22 protein-coding genes are annotated in these 20,242 nt (G+C 67.8%); 9 read left to right on the top strand and 13 right to left on the bottom strand.

Translation table 11 applies throughout. The features are described 5' to 3' along the window. The first annotated feature begins 15 nt into the window (after positions 1 to 15). From ACFPJ1_RS19775 to ACFPJ1_RS19765, 3 genes are all read left to right on the top strand, one after another. A complete protein-coding gene (locus ACFPJ1_RS19775) occupies positions 16 to 735 on the top strand; it encodes a hemerythrin domain-containing protein (RefSeq protein ID WP_380105811.1) in 720 nt (239 codons plus the stop codon). Positions 736 to 798: 63 nt separating this feature from the next. Continuing rightward, entirely contained in the window at positions 799 to 1,251 is a 453-nt protein-coding gene (locus tag ACFPJ1_RS19770; protein WP_380105809.1) for a nuclear transport factor 2 family protein, read from the top strand. A 12-nt stretch (positions 1,252 to 1,263) separates the two neighbouring features. Continuing rightward, positions 1,264 to 1,533, top strand: coding sequence for an alpha/beta hydrolase family protein (locus ACFPJ1_RS19765; RefSeq protein WP_380105879.1), 270 nt, complete (start codon positions 1,264 to 1,266; stop codon positions 1,531 to 1,533). On the opposite strand, the gene ACFPJ1_RS19760 is transcribed toward ACFPJ1_RS19765, so the two are convergent. After that, positions 1,522 to 2,481, bottom strand: a complete 960-nt coding sequence (locus ACFPJ1_RS19760; protein ID WP_380105808.1) for a LysR family transcriptional regulator — start codon at positions 2,479 to 2,481, stop codon at positions 1,522 to 1,524. The genes ACFPJ1_RS19765 and ACFPJ1_RS19760 overlap by 12 nt on opposite strands. Positions 2,482 to 2,565: 84 nt before the next feature. Here ACFPJ1_RS19760 and ACFPJ1_RS19755 point away from each other — a divergent pair, with 84 nt between their 5' ends. The 3 genes from ACFPJ1_RS19755 to ACFPJ1_RS19745 all read left to right on the top strand — a co-directional run bounded on the left by ACFPJ1_RS19755 (position 2,566) and on the right by ACFPJ1_RS19745 (position 5,662). Next, positions 2,566 to 3,831, top strand: a complete 1,266-nt coding sequence (locus ACFPJ1_RS19755) for an MFS transporter (RefSeq protein WP_380105807.1) — start codon at positions 2,566 to 2,568, stop codon at positions 3,829 to 3,831. After that, positions 3,828 to 4,649 (top strand): alpha/beta fold hydrolase, encoded by an 822-nt coding sequence (locus ACFPJ1_RS19750; RefSeq protein ID WP_380105805.1) that lies wholly within the window; start codon positions 3,828 to 3,830, stop codon positions 4,647 to 4,649. Before ACFPJ1_RS19755 ends, ACFPJ1_RS19750 begins: the two co-directional genes overlap by 4 nt. 386 nt (positions 4,650 to 5,035) lie before the next feature. Beyond that, positions 5,036 to 5,662 (top strand): superoxide dismutase, encoded by a 627-nt coding sequence (locus tag ACFPJ1_RS19745; protein ID WP_380105803.1) that lies wholly within the window; start codon positions 5,036 to 5,038, stop codon positions 5,660 to 5,662. A 70-nt stretch (positions 5,663 to 5,732) separates the two neighbouring features. Here the strand turns inward: ACFPJ1_RS19745 and ACFPJ1_RS19740 are convergent, their stop codons facing one another. The 8 genes from ACFPJ1_RS19740 to ACFPJ1_RS19705 all read right to left on the bottom strand — a co-directional run bounded on the left by ACFPJ1_RS19740 (position 5,733) and on the right by ACFPJ1_RS19705 (position 13,785). Then, complete coding sequence (locus ACFPJ1_RS19740; RefSeq protein WP_380105802.1) at positions 5,733 to 6,179, bottom strand: YdeI/OmpD-associated family protein; 447 nt, start codon at positions 6,177 to 6,179, stop codon at positions 5,733 to 5,735. After that, positions 6,176 to 6,973: an alpha/beta fold hydrolase gene (locus ACFPJ1_RS19735; RefSeq protein ID WP_380105800.1), complete on the bottom strand. Its 798-nt coding sequence runs from the start codon at positions 6,971 to 6,973 to the stop codon at positions 6,176 to 6,178. The genes ACFPJ1_RS19740 and ACFPJ1_RS19735 overlap by 4 nt, the downstream gene beginning before the upstream one ends. After that, positions 6,970 to 7,746, bottom strand: a complete 777-nt coding sequence (locus ACFPJ1_RS19730) for an alpha/beta fold hydrolase (RefSeq protein WP_380105799.1) — start codon at positions 7,744 to 7,746, stop codon at positions 6,970 to 6,972. The genes ACFPJ1_RS19735 and ACFPJ1_RS19730 overlap by 4 nt, the downstream gene beginning before the upstream one ends. A gap of 129 nt (positions 7,747 to 7,875) precedes the next feature. Further along, positions 7,876 to 9,144, bottom strand: coding sequence for an RNA polymerase sigma factor (locus tag ACFPJ1_RS19725; protein ID WP_380105797.1), 1,269 nt, complete (start codon positions 9,142 to 9,144; stop codon positions 7,876 to 7,878). 121 nt (positions 9,145 to 9,265) lie between these two features. Continuing rightward, entirely contained in the window at positions 9,266 to 9,643 is a 378-nt protein-coding gene (locus ACFPJ1_RS19720; protein ID WP_380105795.1) for a YciI family protein, read from the bottom strand. An 805-nt stretch (positions 9,644 to 10,448) separates the two neighbouring features. Continuing rightward, positions 10,449 to 12,218 carry an HNH endonuclease signature motif containing protein gene (locus tag ACFPJ1_RS19715; protein WP_380105793.1) on the bottom strand — a complete coding sequence of 590 codons (1,770 nt, stop codon included), beginning with the start codon at positions 12,216 to 12,218 and terminating at the stop codon, positions 10,449 to 10,451. Positions 12,219 to 12,555: 337 nt separating this feature from the next. After that, on the bottom strand, positions 12,556 to 13,023 hold the full coding sequence (locus ACFPJ1_RS19710; protein WP_380105791.1) for an NUDIX domain-containing protein: 468 nt from the start codon (positions 13,021 to 13,023) through the stop codon (positions 12,556 to 12,558). 9 nt (positions 13,024 to 13,032) lie between these two features. Continuing rightward, positions 13,033 to 13,785, bottom strand: a complete 753-nt coding sequence (locus tag ACFPJ1_RS19705; RefSeq protein ID WP_380105790.1) for a helix-turn-helix domain-containing protein — start codon at positions 13,783 to 13,785, stop codon at positions 13,033 to 13,035. A gap of 104 nt (positions 13,786 to 13,889) precedes the next feature. Here ACFPJ1_RS19705 and ACFPJ1_RS19700 point away from each other — a divergent pair, with 104 nt between their 5' ends. After that, positions 13,890 to 14,585 carry an HAD hydrolase-like protein gene (locus ACFPJ1_RS19700; RefSeq protein ID WP_380105788.1) on the top strand — a complete coding sequence of 232 codons (696 nt, stop codon included), beginning with the start codon at positions 13,890 to 13,892 and terminating at the stop codon, positions 14,583 to 14,585. A gap of 351 nt (positions 14,586 to 14,936) precedes the next feature. Next, positions 14,937 to 15,296, top strand: a complete 360-nt coding sequence (locus ACFPJ1_RS19695; RefSeq protein WP_380105787.1) for a hypothetical protein — start codon at positions 14,937 to 14,939, stop codon at positions 15,294 to 15,296. A gap of 119 nt (positions 15,297 to 15,415) precedes the next feature. Here ACFPJ1_RS19695 and ACFPJ1_RS19690 read toward each other — a convergent pair whose 3' ends face one another. The 3 genes from ACFPJ1_RS19690 to ACFPJ1_RS19680 all read right to left on the bottom strand — a co-directional run bounded on the left by ACFPJ1_RS19690 (position 15,416) and on the right by ACFPJ1_RS19680 (position 18,260). Then, on the bottom strand, positions 15,416 to 17,083 hold the full coding sequence (locus ACFPJ1_RS19690) for an LCP family glycopolymer transferase (protein ID WP_380105785.1): 1,668 nt from the start codon (positions 17,081 to 17,083) through the stop codon (positions 15,416 to 15,418). Between the two features lie 165 nt (positions 17,084 to 17,248). Continuing rightward, on the bottom strand, positions 17,249 to 17,515 hold the full coding sequence (locus ACFPJ1_RS19685) for a hypothetical protein (protein WP_380105783.1): 267 nt from the start codon (positions 17,513 to 17,515) through the stop codon (positions 17,249 to 17,251). Positions 17,516 to 17,585: 70 nt separating this feature from the next. After that, entirely contained in the window at positions 17,586 to 18,260 is a 675-nt protein-coding gene (locus ACFPJ1_RS19680; protein ID WP_380105781.1) for an SDR family NAD(P)-dependent oxidoreductase, read from the bottom strand. A 55-nt stretch (positions 18,261 to 18,315) separates the two neighbouring features. Here ACFPJ1_RS19680 and ACFPJ1_RS19675 point away from each other — a divergent pair, with 55 nt between their 5' ends. After that, the gene (locus ACFPJ1_RS19675) at positions 18,316 to 19,269 is read left to right on the top strand and encodes an NAD-dependent epimerase/dehydratase family protein (RefSeq protein ID WP_380105780.1); all 954 of its coding nucleotides are present in this window, start codon (positions 18,316 to 18,318) and stop codon (positions 19,267 to 19,269) included. Between the two features lie 27 nt (positions 19,270 to 19,296). Here the strand turns inward: ACFPJ1_RS19675 and ACFPJ1_RS19670 are convergent, their stop codons facing one another. Next, positions 19,297 to 20,238: a GntR family transcriptional regulator gene (locus tag ACFPJ1_RS19670; protein WP_380105778.1), complete on the bottom strand. Its 942-nt coding sequence runs from the start codon at positions 20,236 to 20,238 to the stop codon at positions 19,297 to 19,299. Positions 20,239 to 20,242: the final 4 nt, after the last annotated feature.

Genomic DNA, 20,242 nt, shown 5'->3' with positions numbered 1-20,242 from the left:
GAGGAAGGAAGGGCGATGACGAACCGGACCACGGACGAGCACCGGCTGCACGGACCCGGGCTCACCGACGTACGGATGATGAAGGTGGCGCACAGCAACTTCCGCCGCGAGCTAGGGCTGAGCCCGGCCGCCGTACGGCGGACTGCGGCCGGCGACCGGCGACGTACCGCGGCGGTGGCGGACCACGTGGAGTTGTTCCTGTCGCTGCTGCATCACCACCACACCATCGAGGACGACCTGTTGTGGGAGGCGTTGCTCGAGCGCGTTCCGCAGGAGCTCGCGCCGCTGGTGCACGTGATGCAGAGCCAGCACGAGCAGGTGGCCGAGCAGCTGGATCAGGCTCACAAAGCGGTGGACACGTGGCGTCGTACGTCATCGGACGCCGACGGCGAGCGGCTGGCGACAGTCCTCGAAAGCCTGTGCACGGCCCTGTTCGAGCACTTGCACGCGGAGGAGACGCACCTGCTGCCGATCATGGCCAGGCAGCTCACGGCGGCGGAGTGGGAGGAGTTCACCGAGCAGGGCATGTCCTCGATCCCCAAGCGGAAGATGGTGCTGGGCTTCGGGATGATGCTCTACGAAGGCGATCCGGAAGTGATCGGCCTCGAGCTTCGCAAGCTCCCCGCGCCCGTACGCCGCCTGCTGCCGCCGCTCGGCCGCCGCGCCTTCCGCCGCTACGCCCGCCGGATGCACGGAACCGCCACGCCGCCACGCGGTGTCGGCCTCATCGCCTGACCCCTTCGAACCGAAGCCGCCCGACCTTGTCGAACCCGAACCTGTGAGTTGAGGAGAACCATCATGAGCACGAACACCATCCCCGCCGTCGATCTCGTCGCCGCCCGGAGCAGGAACGAAGCGATCTGGAGCCGCTCCAGCAAGCTGCTGTACGCCGGTGACATCGAGGCGTTCATCGGCTGCTGGACCGAGGACGGTCGCTACGAGGCGGCCTTGCCGGTGCCCGGTCTGCCACCTGTCCTGACCGGCCACGAGACGCTGCGCGCAGCCTTCAACGGACTGGTCGCACAGGCCCGGAGCATCAACGTCCACGATGTCCTGTTCCACCAGACGGACGATCCCGCCGTCGCCGTCATCGAGGAGCGGATGGTCGCGGAGTTCCTCAACGGCGACAAGTACGAGAACCGGCTGATCATTCGCGCGACCTTCCGGGACGACCGGATCGCCGAGCTGGTCGAGTACTACGGCCAGTTCGCCCACCAGAACCTGCTCCGCAAGCTCGGTTTCGCGGCCTGATCGCACGCGGGGATCGCGGGCGCGGCGGTGAGCGATCAGCGCGGCTACGACACGTACTGGAAAGAACGCTTCCTCGGGCACCCGGCAGCGAACCCCGAGGCCTACCGGCGCACCTCGCTGCCGCCGTACGTCGACCAACTGACCCGGCCGCTGCTGATCATCCAGGGCCTCGCCGACACGAACGTCTGGCCGTCGCACGGCCACAGCATCTCCGACCCGCAGACGATCGAGAACCTCCTGCACCTGGAACTCGCCTTCCTCCGCCGATCCCTACTCGGCTGATCTCGTGGAGATGGTTCTGGATGCCTCGGGTTCGGGGAGCCAGGCTCCGGGCGGAATCGACAACCAGTCGTCGGCCGCGAGCTCGTCGACCGCCTCGTTGAGCGCATCCAGCGCGGGATGGACGAGGTCGGCTCGCCACATCATCGACCACGGGTAGAGGACCACCGGATCCACGAGAGGTCGCAGTACGGCGCCTGCAACCGCGGGCTGGGTAGTCATCGTGAGGATCGGGGCGTCGCGGTCGCGCACGTGTTGCGCGAGTTCGTCGGCACCCTGGACGTGGGGATGAGCACCGCCACTGTCGACCCCGAAGGGCGCGAGCAACTGGAGTACTGCGTGGTCCCAGGCCGGCGTCGCGTGATTCCCAGCCCGGAAGCACACGCCGGTCCCCCGCAGGGCCTCCAGCGGTACGGCGGCAAGCTCGGCTAGCGGGTGCCGCTCAGGGATCAGGACCGCCAGCGGTTCATGCCGTACTACGCGCTCCCGCAGGCCGTCGGCCTGGGTGAGATTGCGGCCGAAACTCACGTCGAGGCGCTCGGACAGGAGCAACGGCACCGCCAGCTCGGTACCGGTGTGGAAGCGGGCGAAGAACTCCAGCTCGGGCGCTTTCCGCCTGGCTGCGGCTAGCACGAGCGCTGGGGTGAGCCCTGGGCCGACCACGTCGACCGTCAACGACGGAGCCTCGCCGCGGAGTTCGCGGACGGTCAGGTCGTGCAGAGCGAGAAGTTCGCGGGCGCGGACCAGGAGCTTGCGTCCCGAGGGCGTCAGCTCGACGCGGCGGGTGGTGCGGTCGAGCAGCCGGACGCCGAGGCGATCCTCCAGCCGTCGGATGTCGCGGCTGAGCGCCTGCTGCGCGATGAAGAGCCGCTGGGCGGCGCGGCTGAAGTGCAGCTCCTCCGCCACGACGACGAAGTACCGCAGCAGCCGGATCTCGAGGTCGTCGGGCACCTCACCTTATTAACACACCAGCTGCGTGAATAGGCGCCGAACAGGTGTTGGAGTCCGGGCCGCCGGCTGCCTCATGGTCGAGGCATGGGAGCACGAGGACGGACCGCTGGCTGCTACGGGGTGACCGGCGTACTGAACGCGTTGTGGGGCGCGACGTTGCCGGCCACCGACGCGCGGCTCGATCTCGGCGCCGGACGGCTCGGCGAGCTGCTGATGGCTCTGGCTGTCGGCGCCTTGGTCGCGATGCCGATCGCCGGGCGTCTGCCCGATCGGTGGACTGGTCGGTGTTTGCTGCGGTGGACGATGCCAAGCGCGGCGCTGGCGCTGGCTCTCACCGCCCTCGCACCATCGGCCGGCGTACTGATCGTCTCGGCTGTCGTGCTCGGGATTGTGTCCGGCGCGCTCAATGTCGCTCTGAGTCTGCAGGCGGTAGCTGTCGAACGGGCGAGCGGCCGGCCGGTGATGGCGACGATGCACGGCACCTGGACCCTCGGCGCAGTCCTCGGAGGCGCTCTGGTCACCGCGGGTCTACACCTCGGCGTAGACGTCCAGCCGCTGCTGCTGAGCGGAGCCGCTGTCCTGTTCACGACGACCCTCGCCCTCAGCAGGAAACTCCGCACGCCTGACACCAGGCAGAGCAGCACCCCATCGGAAGACACCCGGGAGGGCGTCGCCCGGGACGAGGCCGCCCGGGAGGACGCCGCGCGAGCCACCCGAGGCGAGGTTCGGCGGGGCGGGGTTCGGCGGGGTGGGCTTGTGGTCGGGCTTGGGGTGGTGGGGGCGGCGGCCTTTATCACCGAAGGCGCGGCGACGGACTGGGCCGGGGTGCACGCGACGCGGGTACTGGGGGCGACTCCTGCGGTTGGGTCACTCGTCTACACCGCTTTCTTCGTCGCGATGACGGTCGTGCGCTTCGTCGGCGACCCGGTACGTGCCCGGCTTGGGCCGGCGTTAACGATCCGGATCGCCGGCGGAACCGCGACGACGGGGTACGGGCTGGTCCTGCTGGCAGGCGCCACCCAAACGCCGCGGGTCGGCACAGCCATCGTCGGCTGGGTACTCGCCGGCGCCGGGATGGCGGTGGTCTGGCCCGTCGTGGTCAGCGCTCTGGGCACGTCCGGCGCCTCCGCCCGCCGGCTGTCGACCGTCACCACCATCAGCTACGGCGGCGGCCTCGTTGGCCCCGCGCTGATCGGCTCCGTCGCTAGTCGGGCCGGTCTGCCGATCGCCCTCCTGATCCCGGCGGCGCTGGCTGTCCTGGTGGCCGCCGCAGCACCCGCCGTCCTGAACCAGTACCTCGCGACCAGCGAGGCCGAAAGAGGAACCACCACGATGAGGAGCACCCGATGAACCAGACCCTGACCGCCCAAACCCTCGACCTCGACGACACCCGCCTGTACTACGAAGTGCGCGGTACCGGTCCGCTCGTCGTCCTAGTGGGCGCACCCATGGACGCCCGGTCGTTCGCGCCGCTGGCGGACCTGCTCGCCACGGAGTACACGGTGTTGACGACCGACTCGCGCGGGATCAACCGCAGCCTGCTCGACGATCCCGCGCAGGACTCGACCCCGGAGCTGCGAGCCGGTGACCTCGCCGCCCTGATCACCCACGTCGGCGCCGGACCGGCCATCGCCTTCGGTTCGAGCGGTGGCGCAGTCAGCGTGCTCGCGCTGGCGCAGCACCATCCCGACCTGGTCAGCACCGTGATCGCCCACGAACCACCGCTGCTGAACCTGCTCGACGACCGGGCCGAGCAACACGCGCTGTCGGCAGATCAGCGCGCGACCTATCTGTCCGGCGACGTGATCGGAGCGTGGCGGAAGTTCTTCGCGCAGGCGAACCTCTTCCTGCCCGAGGACGCGATCGACGGTATGTTCGGCGGCGAGCGGGATCCGCAGGCGGTCGCGGACGAGCGGTTCTGGTTCCTGCACGAGCTGGGCGAGAGCGTCAGCTGGCAGCCGGATGTCGACGCCCTGCGAGACGGCCCGGTTCACATCGTGGTCGGCATCGGCGAGGACTCGGCCGGCCAGCTCTGCGAGCGGACCTCGACCGCGCTGGCCGCCGGCCTGGGCATCGTCCCGACCCGCTTCCCGGGCGACCACACCGGCTTCGCGGAAGACCCCGACGCCTTCGATCCCACCCTGCGCGCGGTCCTGGCCGACAGCTGACGACGGACTTGCACACCCACCGTTCGGCCTTCCCGCCGGCCGGTGGGTGGTGCGCGTCCGGCTCATCGGCGACCACCTTCCAGCCCTCGAGCGACCGCGGGTCCGGCTCCTTGAACGACCACAAGGTGAACTGTTGCGAGGCCGCCTACGGACCGGTGGACGGAAGGGGCAGACTAGGACCTGCAGGTGGGCCCGAGTGGTTCACCGACCGCGACTGGCCGGAGCGGGTCGGGCGGCACGGTGTGTCGCTTGACCTCAACACTGGTTGAAGTTTCAAGGTAGAGCCTGGAGGTGGGTTAGGCCGGGCGCCCCGACGGGCACCGGGTCGGCGCACCTCTCGGACTCGCAGCAGACCGGCCCTTCGGGGCCCTGACGAAGGAGCAGAGTTGACCACGTCGTACACGCTTCCGGACCTCTCCTACGACTACGGCGCCCTCGCGCCGCATATCTCCGGCGAGATCATGGAGCTGCACCACAGCAAGCACCACCAGACGTACGTGAACGGCCTGAACGACACCCTGGAGAAGCTGGCCGCGGCCCGCGAGAAGGGTGACTTCGGCTCGATCGTCGGCCTGGAGAAGACGCTCGCCTTCAACCTCGGCGGACACGTCAACCACTCCATCTTCTGGAAGAACCTGTCCCCGGACGGCGGCGACAAGCCGGACGGCGAGCTCGGCGCCGCGCTGGACGAGGCGTTCGGCTCGTTCGACGCGTTCCAGGCCCACTTCACCGCGGCGGCGACCACGATCCAGGGCTCCGGCTGGGCGATCCTCGGCTGGGACGCGCTGCAGGGCAACCTGCTGATCCACCAGCTGTACGACCAGCAGGCCAACCTGCCGGCCGGGCAGATCCCGCTCGTGATGCTGGACATGTGGGAGCACGCCTTCTACCTGCAGTACAAGAACGTGAAGCCGGAGTACGTCAAGGCCTGGTGGAACATCGTGAACTGGGCGGACGCCCAGGCCCGCTTCGACGCGGCTCGCGCGAACGCAGGCGGTCTGATCACGCTCTGATCGACCTCTCACGTCCGAAGAACCTCGGCTTCAAGGCCAAGGTTCTTCGGACGTAACGGGTGGGTGCGGCTCAGCGCTGGCCGCGGCCGGAGGCGAGCCGCTCGACCGCCTTCTCGATCCGGTTCCGCCGGGTCTCCGGCTTCTTCGCCTCCTCGATCCCGAGTACGAACCAGCTGCGCTGGCTGTACGACAGCCCGTCGAAGAACGCCCGCGCCTTCGGCTCCGCGTCGAGCGCCGCCGCGAAGTCATCCGGTACGGCGACGTCCCGCGGCTCGGTGTCCAGCTCGAGCTCGACCTCGATCTCGTCCCCGCCGGCCACCCCGGCCGCTTCGCGGTTCTTCGCGCTCAGCGAGATCATGTACCGACCACCCATCACCGCGACGGTGTTGCGATAGGTGTATCCGGCAACCGTGACGACCACCGGCGGCTTCTTGCCCTTGCCGAGGGCAACGATGACCTCCGCGGGCACCTCGATCCCGGTCGTGGTGGTGCCCAGCAACGTGGTCCGGAACTTCATCGCGATCCACCTCCGAAGAACTCCGTCAGCACCGGCGCGATCGCCGTCGCCTTGATCATGTGGTTCTGCCCAGGGATCTCCCGGTGCGACGCTCCTGGTACCGCGTCCGCGACCGCCCTGACGGAGGTACGCATCCACGCCGGGCTCTTGCCGCCGCCCACGACCAGCACCGGCGCGGTCACCCCGCTCCACTGCGACGCGTCGAGCGGCTTGCCCCGGACGTTGTCGCCGAGGATCGCCGCGTCGTACCAGACTGTGTGCGCGACCGCCTTCATCGGCTTCCAGGCCGGCATCACCTTCATCATCGTGACGACGAAGCCGGGCAGCCCGATGCCCTTGGTCATGAAGTACTTGATCGCGTCGCCCGGGCGGTCGGCGAGGCCGCGCAGGTCCGCGACCCAGGTCGGTGGGATCTGGCGCTGGTCGTCGACCACGAATGGCGCCTCGAACAGGACCAGCTTGGTCACCGGTACTCCGGCCGCCGCGGCCCGCAGCGCCAGCGCCGCACCGGAGGACGTGCCGTACACGTACGCCGACCCGCCCGCCTCCTCGATCACCGCGGCCAGATCCTCCACCTCGCGATCGACGTCGTACTCCGCGGTGTCGCCGCTGTCACCGCGGCCGCGCCGGTCGTAGTTGTAGACGGTGAACCCCGCGGCGAGCAGTTCGGCCAGCTCGGGCATCGGTCCCTGCGCGCGACTGCAGAGCGCGCCGTCGACCAGGACGACCGCGGGCCCCTCGCCACGCCGGTCGTAGGCGATCTTCGTTCCATCCTTCGAGACCACGGCGTTCATCCCCAGAACTCCTTCAACGCGGGCGCCAGAACGGCGGGGTCGACGTTGTGCTCCTGGTCGGGCAGCACCCGGTGGCTGCCGTCCTTCAACTGATCCACGACGGCCTGGTTGCCGAGCTTCATCCACTCGGGGGCGGCTCCGCCGGTCAGCACCTGCGTCGGAGGAATGACGGCGGCGATCGCCTCGACCGGGACCGAGTAGTCGCCCATCACCGTCGCGTCGTACGCGAGCGTGTGCGCGATCGCCTCCTGAGCGGGCCACCACGGCGACGCCTTCGCCATCTCGACGAACTCGGCCGGCAGCCCGACCACCTCAGCCATGAAGTACTCCGCGGCCTTGTCCCGGCGCCCGGCCGCGACGAAACCACGGTAGATCGACGCGGTATCGGCCGGCGGGCGCTCCCGGGTGCCTTCGAGGATGTACGGCGGCTCCCACAGCGCCAGGCGGTTCACCGGGCGGCCGGCGGCGGTGGCGAGCAGTGCGAGGGCGGCTCCGGACGAGGTCCCGTAAAGGTGCGCCGAGCCGCCCGCGACGGCGAAGACCGCGTCCAGGTCCTCGAACTCCCGCTCGATCTCGTAGACCTCGGCGTCGCCGCTGTCGCCGCGGCCCCGGCGGTCGTAGTTGTAGACGGTGTAGTCCTGCGCGAGCAACGCGGCCAGCGGGGCGTTCGACATCCGGTCCACCGATCCACCGCAGACCAGGACGACAGCCGGGCCGTCGCCGAGCCGGTCGTACGCGATGGAGGTGCCGTCGGCCGAGATGACGTTTTCCATGATGGTGCTCCTTCTCAGGGGGCCGACGTCTCGGAAGGCCCGGGGTGAGCAGACCCGGTGCCGTTCACCTGGCCGCACCACTGCGTCGAACGTCAAAGGGCTGGATCGACACCCCCCGGCCGAGAATTTCTAGCAGGCCGCCGCCCGGTCGAGCAGGAGAGCGCGCTCGCGCTCATTGCGGGTCAGCCCGGCGGCCTTCTCGAACTCCACCCGCGCCTCCTCGAACCGGCCCAGCTTGAACAGCAGATCGCCCCGCACACTCGGTAGCAGGTGATAGTCCTTCAACGACGGCTCGTCAGCCAGCACATCCACCGCGACGAGTCCCCGCTCGGGCCCGAAGGCCATCGAGATCGCCACTGCCCGGTTGAGATCCACCACCGGAGACGGCGTCACCTGCGCCAGTACGTCGTACAGACCCGCGATGCGAGCCCAATCGGTGTCGTCGGCCTCGGCGGCCCGGGCATGACAGGCTGCGATGGCTGCCTGCAGGAGATAGGGACCGGGAGTACCTTTGAGGGTCCAGGCGCGGTCGATGCTCTCCAAGCCGCGGCGGATCAGCAGCCGGTCCCAGCGGCGACGGTCCTGGTCGAGCAGCAGCACGGGCTCGCCGTTCGGGCCGACCCGGGCGTTCGCGCGCGAGGCCTGGAGCTCCATCAGCGCGAGTAGACCGTGGACCTCCGGCTCCTCCGGCATCAACTCGGCGAGCAACCGGCCGAGCCGAATCGCCTCGTTGCACAGGGTCGGACGCATCCAGTCGTCGCCGGCGGTCGCGGAGTACCCCTCGTTGTAGATCAGGTAGACGACCTCGAGCACCGACGACAGGCGCTGGATCAGGTCGTCGCCGGTGGGGACCTCGAACTGCACGTCGGCCTTCGCAAGGTTGCGCTTGGCCCGCACGATCCGCTGCGCGATGGTCGCCTCGGGAGCCAGGAACGCCCGGGCGATCTCGTCGGTCTTCAGGCCGCCGAGCAGCCGGAGCGTCAGCGACACCCGGGCATCCGTGGTCAGCACCGGGTGGCACGCGGTGAAGACGAGCCGGAGCAGGTCGTCCTCGATGGTGTCCTCGAGGATCGCCTCGACGTCGTCCTCGACACTGTCGCCGTCGATCTCCAGCTCGTGGCCCATCTCGGCGAGCTTGCGCTGGTAGGTCTCCTTGCGCCGGATCAGGTCGATCGCACGGCGCTTGGCGATCGCCATCAGCCAGGCGCCGGGGTTGTTCGGCACGCCCGACTCCGGCCACTGCTCCAGCGCGGCCACCAGCGCGTCCTGGGCCAGCTCCTCGGCCAGCCCGACATCCCGCACGATCCGCGCAACGCCGGCAATGATCCTCGCCGACTCGATCCGCCAGACCGCATCGATCGCCCCGTGCGTATCCCCGTACGTGTCCGCTACCGTCACCCGACCGATAGAACCCCACCCCCGCCCCAACAGCAAGCGCCACCCCGAAGCAGCAGGCCCGCGTCGGTCACGCGGGCCTGCTGGATTGCTGCTGGTTGAGCTTCTCGACTGGCGGCAGCGACTACTGCTGGTAGAGGCCTGAGTCCGGGGCGAAGTCGGCTTCCTCGACGACCTTGCGGAGCTCGACCTCGGCATCGAGCGCCTCCGCCAGCCGGGCAGCCCACTCGATCGCCTCGTCCTTGTTCCGGACGTCGATGACGATGATGCCGCCGATCAACTCCTTGGTCTCGGCGAACGGGCCGTCCGTGACGGTCCGCTTACCCCCGGACACCTTCACCCGAGCACCCAGCGCGCTGCGGTGCACACCCTCGCCGATCAGCAGCACACCCGCCTTGGTCAGGTCGTCCATCAGCTTGCCGACCCCCTCGACAACCTCGTCACTGGGAAACCGCCCCGCCTCGGTGTCCTCGTCAGCCTTGTTGATGATCATGTAGCGCATCGCTGTCTACTCCCCTGGTCGAAGTCTCCGAACACTTACTCTCACGTCGACCGGCCCACCACCAGATCGACACCCAACATCCACAACCTTTTCGCCGCACCGCCTAACAGCCACCCGAGCCACTCCGCAGCGCCGACGGACAGGTCGCGTTCCCAGCCCCGCCTCCCCAACCCCGGATGGCACCACCCGGCCGGCCCCTCACCTGGGCAGACAGGCATCTCTGCCACACCGACGGCCAGCCATGCGTTGGCCGTACCGGCGACAGGCCGGCCACGCGGTCTAGTCGCACAGCCGAGCGGGCAGGCGTACGAGGCGGGCCACCGTCTTCGCCGTACCGACGGACAGGCGGTTTCGCGGTACGGGCGGTCATGCGGCCCAGGGGACGATGAGTACTGCGAGATCGCCCGGGTGAGCAGATCGTCTGGAGCGAGGTGCACGAGGGAGCGCCGATTTCGGCCTCACCCCGCGGGCTTACCCCCGCAGGACCAGGTCCGGCGTGTTCGCGCCGCCGCCGACGACGGCCCCAGGGCACGGCAATCAGCAGCCGCGACTCGGAGTACTGAGTGGGCGCACGCCGGCCAGGGCGGCCGCGAGGTCCGGGCGGTTGCGCCGGCTCCCCGTGGCGCACGCCCGGCAGGCCGGCCGCGAGGTCCAGGCGGTTGCGCCGGCACCTCTTGGCGCACGGCAACTGCCGGTGCCGCGGCGCCACACGAACTGGTAGGTCCGTGCCTGGTAGGCGGCGCGCAGACAGCTCGTCGGGTGGTTCGCGCCGGTCCGGTGGGCGGTGGCGGTCCGTAGGCGGCGGTCACGGGCCTGGGGAGGCGGTGTTGTCGGTTCCCCAGGGATTGAGGCGGTTGGCCTCAGCTGCGGTGATCCAAGGGACGTCGGTGACGTAAGGCCATGCTCGTAGGGCGCGCGCCGGTGCCTGTGCCGGTGCGGGTGCCCCGGCAGGCGCGCGAGTCGGTGCGGGTGGCGGTGCCGGTGTGGATGCGGGTGCAGGGGGCGGGGTCACACCCCTGGCAGTGGACGTCGGACCAGCGTGGGTGGCGGAAGAGGTAGAGCAAGGGTCTGTGGCCGTCGGGGCAAGGGCAGAGCCAGTGGAGGCAGGGGTGTGCGCCCGGCCGGGTGTCCGGGTGGAGGTTGTGGTTGGTGGTGCTGGGGTCGGTGGATCACCGTCTGCGAGGCGCCGCGATGGGGTTCGGCGCGTGGCGGCGGGTGGGTCGGCCCAGGTGGGGCGGGATACGGCGACGGTGCCGTTGTTGATCTTGATGGTCCAGTAGCCGGCGTGGACGCCGCGGTGGTAGGCCTTACAAAGCAGGACGAGGTTCCACAGGGCGGTTGGGCCGCCGTCTGCCCAGTGGATCAGGTGGTGGGCGTCGCAGTGGATCGGTGGCGCTCCACACACCACGCAGCCCTTGTCTCTCCTGATCAGCGCCCGGCGGATTGCGCGGTTGACGAATCGTTGCAGCATGCCGACGTCTAGAGGCTCGGAGTTCGAGCCGAGCACGATCGGGATGATGCCCGCGTCACAGGCGAGCCGCCGGATCGCGCCCGCGGACAGGCTGCCGCCGTAGATGAGATCGCCGGTACCAGTCGCGCGTTGATCCCCGTACGCCGTTGGGATGCTGCTGGCCTCGACGCCAGTGGTTCGCCCGGCGGATTGCTCCGGGGACGTCGCGCTGGAGTCGTTGGTGATGCCGCCGTCGGTGTTGGAGATGGCGGCTTTGAGATCGGTGTAGTCGATCGTGACCGAGATGGCGAGGTTGCGGTGGCCGGTGTCGTCAGCGCCGGCGGCGATGGCGAGCACGGTGGACAGGGCGTCGGCTTGGCGCTTGTCGCGGGGGCGGGGATCCAGTTCACCGTCGATGGTCTTGTGGGGCTTCGCGAGGGCATGGATCGCGGTCTTCAGTGCTTCGGCGTTCTCGTTCGCCAGGAAGCCGCCGAACTTGATGCCGTGGTCGGCATCCTTCAGCCAGAGGTTCTCGCGGAGGTAGGCCTTGTCCTCGGCGGGTTCGGGGCCGTCGGTGTCGAGAGTGTCGCGGACTCGTTTGCCGAGCTTTCGCAACTCGGTGGGGGCCAGGTGGCGGGCCGCCTCCACCATTTCTCTCTCCGCGACCTCCAGGTCCTCAACTGGCACCTTCGCGGCGGTGGGGATCTTCTCCAACGCAGTGACGATCGCCTCTGCCTGGGCAGGATGCAGCACAACCGGCAACGACTGTGGCGTTTCGACCACACCGTCGCAGTCACCGTGACCGGCATCGGCATCGGCCGGGTCGTGAACAGTCGCTGCGAGAGGGTCAGGGAGCGCGGCGGCGACGGCCGGGTACTTGCTCAAGGTGGTGGCGAGCTCGAGGTCTCGGCGAACGTCGCCGGGGTCGAGGCGGTGGCGCAGTGACAGCAGGTGGATGGTGTCGGGAGCGCCGAGTTCCTTGGCGTGGCCGATCTCGTCGAGGCGTTCGAGGATCTGCAGCCGGTAGGTCAGGCGCGTGGAGATGTCGGCGTGCAGTGCGTCGAGAGCGGTCAGCAGTTCGCTGCCGCTCATCGAGCACGCCGGTCGCAGATCCACGAGTTCCATACCCAGGAGCCTAGACACCGCCACGGACAGTTTTCGAACCAGAAAGCCCTTATTTACAAGAATTCTGGCGATTGGCCGGATGCGGTCAAGTTGTCCACAGTGGCACCGCTGATGGATCCGATGATTGGCAGGATCAGGACAGCTCGTCCACAGGGACACGGCCGCCCGCTGCGGACTGGGGCGTGGTCAGCTGAAGTGGTCGCCCACCGACTGCCGGTGCCGCGGCGCGCCGCGCACTGGTCGGCCGGCGCCTGGCAGGAAGCGTAGACAGCGCTGCCGGGTGGTTGGCGCCGGCCCGGTTGGCGGCAACATACTCGATTGGTCCAGCCAATGGGTCCTAGTCAACGTGCGATCGGACTCCCGCTCTGTAGGCGTCAATCTGACGTGTCATCGAAGGGTGTATGTCGAGCTGCGCCAGTTCGCCGAATTCGAACCAGGCAACCTCGCTCGCCTCGTCGTTGACTGTGGGCCTACCCCCTGTCGGCCGACCGATGAATGTGATCTCAAATTCTTGACGAGTTTCACCATCGTCATACCTGACGATGTGGCCCGGATCAGAATAGATTCCCAGCAGACCGGTGATCTCAGCCGTGACGCCGGTTTCTTCCCAGCATTCTCTCAGCGCACACTCGCTCGGAGTCTCGCCTATTTCCTGCGCGCCACCGGGAAGCGCCCATTGACCTGTATCACGGCGCCGCTGCATGAGCAACTGACCGGCATCATTGACAACCAACATGTTGCATGCCGGGATCAGCGTGTTAGGGGTCGGCGCATCAGGGTCGCCGTAATACTCAGTGCGCGCCATTTCAATTCCTCAAATATCAGGGTTCCAACGGACCGCTGACTTCCAAACAGCTTCGAAGCTCTCACGGTAGTGATCAAAAAATCCTGTCCCGATATCGAGCCGACGGAAGTGCAAAAGAGGATTGGCGCTCGCCGGCTGTCCCCAGGCATGGGGGTTGGCCAGCAGATCATCATCGAACCGGAATATTGAGTTATACAACGTGGTCTCATGTAGTCGAACCTCGCAGTTGTCCTCCGACGTTATCGACCGGAAATAGGTTCGCGCGGCGCGAATCTTTGCAGCCAGAGTATCTTCAAGACCTTCCTCTTTGTCTCTCATTGCTACTGCCTGAGAATCTGGGTCACCGAAGCAGATTCTGACCTCAACTCCAGCGCGGGCGCGATCGGCAAGCAACTTGCCGATATTTGGCATCTGCGACAGAAAGGTGCCAGAAAATACCAGCACGTCGATCGCCTCTTCTGATTCGCTGATGAGCTTGTGCCAGGTATCTCGCGAGACTGCGGCCCGATTGAGATGGAGCCGAACCAGTTCCGAATTCGATTCCGCCTGGCGTCTGTGCAACTTCTGCTCAGCGACTGCCGGCCACAGGTACACCTCATCGGCACCAAGTTGCTCGGCTGCCTTCCAGCGGTAACGCCTGTGCGGCACTCGGCTCTTGGACAGCCAGCGCTCGACGGTCTTCGGGTCCACCGCGCAGGCCTCTGCCAGCGCTTGGACCGTCATACACTGCTGGAGCATCACGGATCGTAGGCGGTCGTTCATCGTACGTATCATTCAGGACACCCAGGGACTTTTCAAGAACGTACTAGGATGGGCGCCTGGGCGAGAGGCGAGTCGTGCGCTTCACAGGCCGTAGTGTCGAACCCGTGAGACGGCTGCTCCTCTGGGATATCGACCACACACTCATTGAGAATTCGGGTGTCAGTAAAGCAATATATGCTGGCGCGTACTGTCGATTGACATCCCGCGCACCTACTGTGCCGCCGGCAACGGAGGGCAAGACTGACCGCCTGATCATGCGTGAGATGTTCGAATCCAATGAAATGCCAACCCCAGAGTGGCCTGATATTCAGGCTGCACTCCAAGCCGCCGCCCTAGATCACCAGGACGAGTTGCGTGAGATCGGCTTCGTATTACCTGGCGTCCATGAAGTGCTGGAGAGATTGGCAGGCAGAGGCGATGTGGCGCAAACCATCGTCACGGGGAACATCTTGGAGAACGCTATTGTCAAACTCTCCGCTTTCGCGCTCGATGGACTATTTGACTTCCGCGCCGGCGCGTACGGGTCTGATAGCGAAGACCGCCACGAGCTGGTCAGGTTGGCAAAAGCTCGCTCGACCCGGCTCTACGGAGTCAGGTTTGATGCCAGGAACACAACCGTAGTCGGTGATACGCCGCGCGATATCGAAGCCGCGCACCGTGGTGGCGCACGAATCGTCGCCGTTGCGACTGGTCCCGACTCGGAGACTCAACTCCGGCTCAGCGGAGCCGACATAGTGCTCCCCAATCTCATCGACATCGAGCGCGCTATCAACCTGATGTTGGACATCGAGAACCCCTGAGATCGCCCAGGGCGGTGGGGCTCGACTCCACCAGACCAGTCAGGTTCCGCTGACGCCACACAGCCCCCGGGACGTTTCGCGCATCTCAGGACGTCCCTGAAGCGTCCCTCAGAGTGGTGACGGCGTCCGCCTGCCTGCCCATAGGTTCTTCCACATCAAGGCCGACTCATTACAGGGACCGGGCGGCGGCGTGGAGGGATTCAGCTGTGGAGACCGAGACAATCGAGAACCTGCGAGTTGTCCGAGTCTGGCTCGGATCGCACGTCATTCTCAGCTACGAGAATGACGTACCAACCGCAGCCGCCTACGAGAGGGCGATGCGGCGCCGCTACGCGGCTTGCCAGGTCACCAATGATCCTGCCGAAGCAGTGCACGGGGAGGGTGATCACGCTGGCGACCTTTGGCTATTTCAAGAAGCATTTTCTGATGACGAGCCGAGAGGTCGCGGCGACGCGGGAACTGATTCTTGAATGCGCGGCATCCAATGACAGACAGCTGGATACCCTGTATATCGACGAAATAGAAACCGCTCCGTATGAACTGCATCAGTGTTTGCAAAAGGCAGGAGCCTCCCGCGATGCGGTGTTGATCATTCCGAGTCTGTTGCACCTCGCGGGTGAGGGCGATCCGCGCAGACTGCGTCAGCAGCTTGAAAATCACGGTCTGGTTGTGCTGATTGCGCAACCACAACAGGCGGGGCGGACGTGCTGAGTATGGGAGTTTGCGTTCTCCTCATCCTTCCCTCGCAACTCCGCTTCCGTTCCGCCGCGCCGGCCGTGCCGAGCCCAGGCCACCGAGACCCGCTGATGGATCCGATGGCTGGGGTCTAGTCAGCCGTCGGGTTCGTCGGTGGTGGGGTGGTAGGCGCAGGCGTCTTCAAGGTTCTCGGTCGGGGCGGGGCGCGTCGCCTTGACGGAGGTGCCTGGCTTGCCAGGCGAGGTGGTCTTGCCGGGCTGGGTGCTCTTGCTTGGGGCTGGGCCGGCGCCGGGGGCGGTACTGGGGGGTTCCGGCTTGGCGGACAGGGCTTTCTCGACCGTTTCGCGGAGGCCCTTGTAGTCGGGGTGGAGGTACTTGAGGCGGAGCTTCGCGACGTCGAGGGCGACGTTCGAGACGGTGGCCGACTTGACCTTGAAGGCGAGCTGGATCAGGGCGGGCAGGAGTTCCTGCGGGATGTCGGTGCGAAGCAGGTTCTTGCCGGCCTTCGCGATGGCCTGGTACTTCGTGGCCAGGGTGGTCGGGTCGGCCGCGTCGACGATGCCCTTGATCGCGCAGCGCTGACGGATCTGCCGCTGGTCGTCATCGGCGCCGTACCGGCCGCGGGCGAACCAGAGGGCGCGGAAGCCGTTCAGGTGCTGGTTCGGGCCGGGGTTGATCCACTGGCCGGGCGGGATGTGTGCGCTGCTGATACCGCCCATCGCGACCCGCTCGTTGACGTTGACGGTGATGCCGCCGAGCGCGTCCACCATGTCGTCGAAGCCTTGCAGGTTGACCTGCAGGTAGTAGTCGATCTTCAGCCCGGTCGCCTCGCCGACCGACTGCTTCACCACGTCGGCGCCCTCGTTGTCGGATGGTCCGAGGATGCCGGGATGCGCCTCCGGGATGTTCTGGTACATCGCGGTCAGCATCCACTCCAGCCGGCCCTCGAGACTCAGGCCCTCCTGACCGAAGCCGTTCGGGTAGAACCTGCGCAGCGGCGAGTCCTTCGGGAACGGCATGAAGGTCAACTGTCGCGGCATCGAGATCAGCGAGGTGTCGCCGGTCTTCGTGTCGATGCTGGCCACGATCACCGTGTCGGCGCGGACTCCGATCCGCGTCGGACCGTCGTCGCCGCCGAGCAGCAGCAGGTTGAGCCGGGGCCGGTCCTCCCACGGGTCCTTCACGTCGACGGTCGACGGCCGGGTCGCGCTCTCGCTCTCGTCCTGGGCGACGAAGACGTTCTGCACCAGGTCGCGCTGGGCCAGCACGTTCTGTACTGCGACCGCGGCCGGCGCGGCGATCGCGAACGTGAGCGCTCCGACCAGCAGGGCACCGGTGAGCCGGGCAACTCGGCCACCAGTTGCCGGACGCAACAACCGGTGCGAGCCGACGATCACCACGATCCAGAGCAGCGCCACCGTGGCGATCACGACGCTGGCGGCCAGCAATAGGCTCGGCACCACCGCGGCTGCGAGCACCTCCTCGCGCCGGGTCAGCGCGACGTAGACGGCGAGGCCGACCAGCCCGATCCACAGGGTCAGCACGAACGCCCCGAGCCGCTTGCGTCCGCCGAACATCAGGCCGAGGCCGGGCAGCAGCGCGCCGACCAGCGTCAGCCACAGCGAGAGCGGCAGCGACCGGTACTTTGGACGGCTCGCGGGCGCGTCGCTAGCCGGCGCATCGGAGGCAGGCGCATCGGAGGCGGAGGCGTCGGAGGCGGGCGCGTCGGAGGCGTCCGACGCATCGGACGGCGCGGCGTCGGACGAACTGTCGGCGCGCTTCGCGCGGGATCGACGACCCATGGCCTCCCCTGTCAGCCCTGAGGGTTCGTGCGACAGGTACCCACGCCGCACACCTCTTCAGACGCCGGACCGGGTCGAACGGTTTACCCCCACCTCATGTGTACCTCACCGACGGTGACAACCGTGAGGGTTGGTTCACCCACAGTTCATCCTGCGACGTCCCGGTCACCAAAAGTCCACCTGCCCTTGCGGCACCCTGGACGGCTCCAGCGGGCGCAACAACCCGGCCGCGAACCAGGCCTCGACGGACTTCGCCTCCTTGGGGTTCGGCACGTAGACCACCCGGGCCATCCAGTCGTCGGAGTTGCTCCGCCGCCACTCCAGGATCAGCCCGGGCCACGGGCCCCGCTCGTACGCAGTACCGAGAACCCAGCAGTGGCGCCGCTTGTGATCCGGCGGCGGTTCGCGCGGATAGCGCCTGTTGCTCCCCATTCCCCAAGCATCGCACAGAGGTTCGAATACTGCGCAAGCCGCTGTCTGGGGTTGTGGACAGCGGCCTTGGTCACACCGGAATGCGGGCGCCCCTGACGCCGTCGGTCTCAGCCAGGAAGCGCAGCACGGTGGCGATCCGGGACGGCGGCGTCCACTTGCTGGTGTCTGCCTTGGGCCTGGCGGCGCGGTTGGCCGGGGTGTCGATGGTGCTCGGCAGGATCACGTTCACGCGGATGCCGTCCTTCGCGTACTCCGCGTTCAGCGCGTCGGCGAAAGCGAGCACGCCCGCCTTGGCGGTGATGTAACCGGCCGCGCCCGAGAACGGCTTCAGCGCCGAACCACTCGACGTACAGACGATCGATCCGCCACCGCCGGCTAGCAGGTGCGGCAGGACCGCCTGCGTGATCAGGTACGTCGGGCGCAGGTTTAGCCGGAGTTGCTTCTCGAAGTCCTCGATCGGCGTCTCGTGCACGCGCTCGCCGGAGGCGAATCCGCCCACCAGGTTGAGCAAGGCCCGCACCGGCGCACCCTCATCCGCGGCCGCGACCCGAGCAACCTCAGCCGCGTCAGCAGGATCAGACAGATCGGCCACCAGGGTCTGCAGGCGCTCGTGCGACCCCAACTCAGCCAGCGACTCGGCCCGTCGCCCGGGCACGACAACCCGCCACCCGGCCCCGAGGAACTCCCCCGTAACCGCCGACCCAAGCCCACCGGTGCCACCAGCAACAACCACAGTCCGACTCATACCCCGCACCCTAATCCGGTCGCACCTGCGCGGACAGAACACTACGGTCGAGCCCATGCGGATCCTGGTTCTCGGCGGTACGTCGTTCATCGGCCGGGCGATCGTGAGCGACGCGCTGCGCCACGAGGCCGAGGTCACCCTCTTCAGCCGGGGCAAGACCGGCACCGACCTCTTCCCCGAGGCCGCGCGGCTGATCGGCGATCGCGACAACGGTGACTACCAGGCTCTCGAACGCGGCGAGTGGGACGCCGTCGTCGATGTCAGTGCCTACCAGAGCCGCGAGGTGAACGGCGCCATGGACGTGCTCGGCGACCGGGTCGGCCGCTACGTCTTCATCTCCAGCCACGCGGTCTATCTGCGGACCGGAGTGGCACCGGGATCGGATGAGTCCACGCCTCGCCGGGAGCCGTTGCGTGCCGCTGACCAGCTCGACAACGAGACCTACGGGCGTTGCAAGGTCGCCTGCGAGGACGACGTAGTCGCCCGCTACGGAGACCGCGCCACGATCGTCCGGCCGGGCAAGGTCGCCGGTCCCTACGACCCCTCGGACACAGTCCTCTACTGGGTACGACGAGGCGCCCGCGGCGGCCGGGTGGCTCTTCCGGGCAGCGCGGACCAGCCGATCCAGCTCATCGACAGCCGGGATCTCGCTCGGTTGGTGGTCCAACTGATCGCTGACGACAGGTCCGGCGCCTTCAACGCGGTGGGGCCGCTCGAGCCCATTACGATCGGCGGCGTGATCCGGACGGCGGCCGAGATCGCCGGTCAGGACGTGGAGATCGTGCCGGTGCCGGCGGACGCCGTACAGGGGCCGTTGTTGCTGCCGGAGGAGGAGTGGCCGTCGCGGCAGCGGAGTTCGGCGAAGGCGCGGTCGGCGGGGATGCCGGCGACTCCCCTGCCTGTCACGATCGCCGACGTGCTCGCCTGGGACCGTCATCGCGGTGAACCGCCGCTGCAAGCCGGGTTGTCGGCTGAGGAAGAGGCAGCGCTACTCGGCAGGCAGGGCTAGGGTCCGACCGGCGTCTTGCTCGGACACTCAGCGTTGCGGAGCCCGCATCCGCTGCAACTTCACCGCGAGCCCGTCGAGCAGGATTCCGAGACCGAACTCGAACAACTGGTCCAGGTCGTAGTCGAAATCGAAGTTGCCGAAGTCGAGGGCCCGGAAGCCGGCCAGATCGTGCGCGCCGATCAGCGCGACGAACTGGTCCGTCTGGTGCTCGGCCCACTCGTCCGCGGTCATCCCGGTGTCCTGCTCGGCCCGGGCTTCCGGCTCCAGGTTCAGCGCGACGCCGCGGACGTAGCCGAACACGGTGATCGCGGCGTACAGCGAGGTGCTCGCGTCGACGCCGAACCCGGACACGGCTCGCAGTACGGCGTCGGTGTGGGGCAGCAGGTTCGGCAGGGCCTGGGGACGGCTGAGGCTGACGGCTCCCGGCAGCCAGAGATGAGCCCGGTACGCCGACCACTGCAGGCGGGCCGCCGTCTCGATGCCCTCGCGCCAACTCGTGGGACGTTTCGCCGGGAACGGGAAGTCGCCGACCGCGGTGTCGACCATCTGCAGGACGAGGGCGTCCTTGCCGCCGACATATCGGTACAGCGCCATGGTGGAGACGCCGAGGTCGGTGGCGATTCCCCGCATCGACAAGGCCGCGAGACCCTCCTCGTCGGCGATCGCGATCGCCGCCCGAACCACTTCCTCCCGGCTCAGCGACGGCTCCGGCCGGCCGGCCGGCCGCTGCTGGGCTACCGATGGGCGAGGTGCCGGGCCGACGACGGTGCCGACGCCGGGGCGGGAGTGGACGAGACCCTCCTGCTGGAGCGTGGCGAGCACCTTCGTGGCCGTCGCCATCGCGATGCCGTGGTCGCGCACTAGTGCACGCGTCGACGGCGCCCGCTCCCCCGCGCGCAGCTTGCCGCTCTCGATCGCCCGCCGGATCTCCGCCGCGATCTGCTGGTACGGCGCCGCCTCCGCTGTCATCGCT

Source organism: Kribbella qitaiheensis (genome assembly GCF_042657745.1).
In the GTDB taxonomy this organism is placed as follows: Bacteria; Actinomycetota; Actinomycetes; order Propionibacteriales; family Kribbellaceae; genus Kribbella; species Kribbella qitaiheensis.
The sequence above is the reverse complement of the archived record's forward strand: the minus strand, read 5'-3'. Positions and strand labels throughout refer to the sequence as shown.

What these genes read in the sequence shown, in the direction of transcription:
- ACFPJ1_RS19775 (WP_380105811.1), top strand. Translation starts at nt 16, where the DNA reads ATGACGAACCGGACCACGGACGAGCACCGGCTGCACGGACCCGGGCTC.
- ACFPJ1_RS19770 (WP_380105809.1), top strand. Translation starts at nt 799, where the DNA reads ATGAGCACGAACACCATCCCCGCCGTCGATCTCGTCGCCGCCCGGAGC.
- ACFPJ1_RS19755 (WP_380105807.1), top strand. Translation starts at nt 2,566, where the DNA reads ATGGGAGCACGAGGACGGACCGCTGGCTGCTACGGGGTGACCGGCGTA.
- ACFPJ1_RS19750 (WP_380105805.1), top strand. Translation starts at nt 3,828, where the DNA reads ATGAACCAGACCCTGACCGCCCAAACCCTCGACCTCGACGACACCCGC.
- ACFPJ1_RS19740 (WP_380105802.1), bottom strand. Translation starts at nt 6,179, where the DNA reads ATGAAGTTCCGGACCACGTTGCTGGGCACCACCACGACCGGGATCGAG.
- ACFPJ1_RS19735 (WP_380105800.1), bottom strand. Translation starts at nt 6,973, where the DNA reads ATGAACGCCGTGGTCTCGAAGGATGGAACGAAGATCGCCTACGACCGG.
- ACFPJ1_RS19730 (WP_380105799.1), bottom strand. Translation starts at nt 7,746, where the DNA reads ATGGAAAACGTCATCTCGGCCGACGGCACCTCCATCGCGTACGACCGG.
- ACFPJ1_RS19720 (WP_380105795.1), bottom strand. Translation starts at nt 9,643, where the DNA reads ATGCGCTACATGATCATCAACAAGGCTGACGAGGACACCGAGGCGGGG.
- ACFPJ1_RS19715 (WP_380105793.1), bottom strand. Translation starts at nt 12,218, where the DNA reads ATGGAACTCGTGGATCTGCGACCGGCGTGCTCGATGAGCGGCAGCGAA.
- ACFPJ1_RS19710 (WP_380105791.1), bottom strand. Translation starts at nt 13,023, where the DNA reads ATGGCGCGCACTGAGTATTACGGCGACCCTGATGCGCCGACCCCTAAC.
- ACFPJ1_RS19705 (WP_380105790.1), bottom strand. Translation starts at nt 13,785, where the DNA reads ATGAACGACCGCCTACGATCCGTGATGCTCCAGCAGTGTATGACGGTC.
- ACFPJ1_RS19695 (WP_380105787.1), top strand. Translation starts at nt 14,937, where the DNA reads ATGATCCTGCCGAAGCAGTGCACGGGGAGGGTGATCACGCTGGCGACC.
- ACFPJ1_RS19690 (WP_380105785.1), bottom strand. Translation starts at nt 17,083, where the DNA reads ATGGGTCGTCGATCCCGCGCGAAGCGCGCCGACAGTTCGTCCGACGCC.
- ACFPJ1_RS19685 (WP_380105783.1), bottom strand. Translation starts at nt 17,515, where the DNA reads ATGGGGAGCAACAGGCGCTATCCGCGCGAACCGCCGCCGGATCACAAG.
- ACFPJ1_RS19680 (WP_380105781.1), bottom strand. Translation starts at nt 18,260, where the DNA reads ATGAGTCGGACTGTGGTTGTTGCTGGTGGCACCGGTGGGCTTGGGTCG.
- ACFPJ1_RS19675 (WP_380105780.1), top strand. Translation starts at nt 18,316, where the DNA reads ATGCGGATCCTGGTTCTCGGCGGTACGTCGTTCATCGGCCGGGCGATC.
- ACFPJ1_RS19670 (WP_380105778.1), bottom strand. Translation starts at nt 20,238, where the DNA reads ATGACAGCGGAGGCGGCGCCGTACCAGCAGATCGCGGCGGAGATCCGG.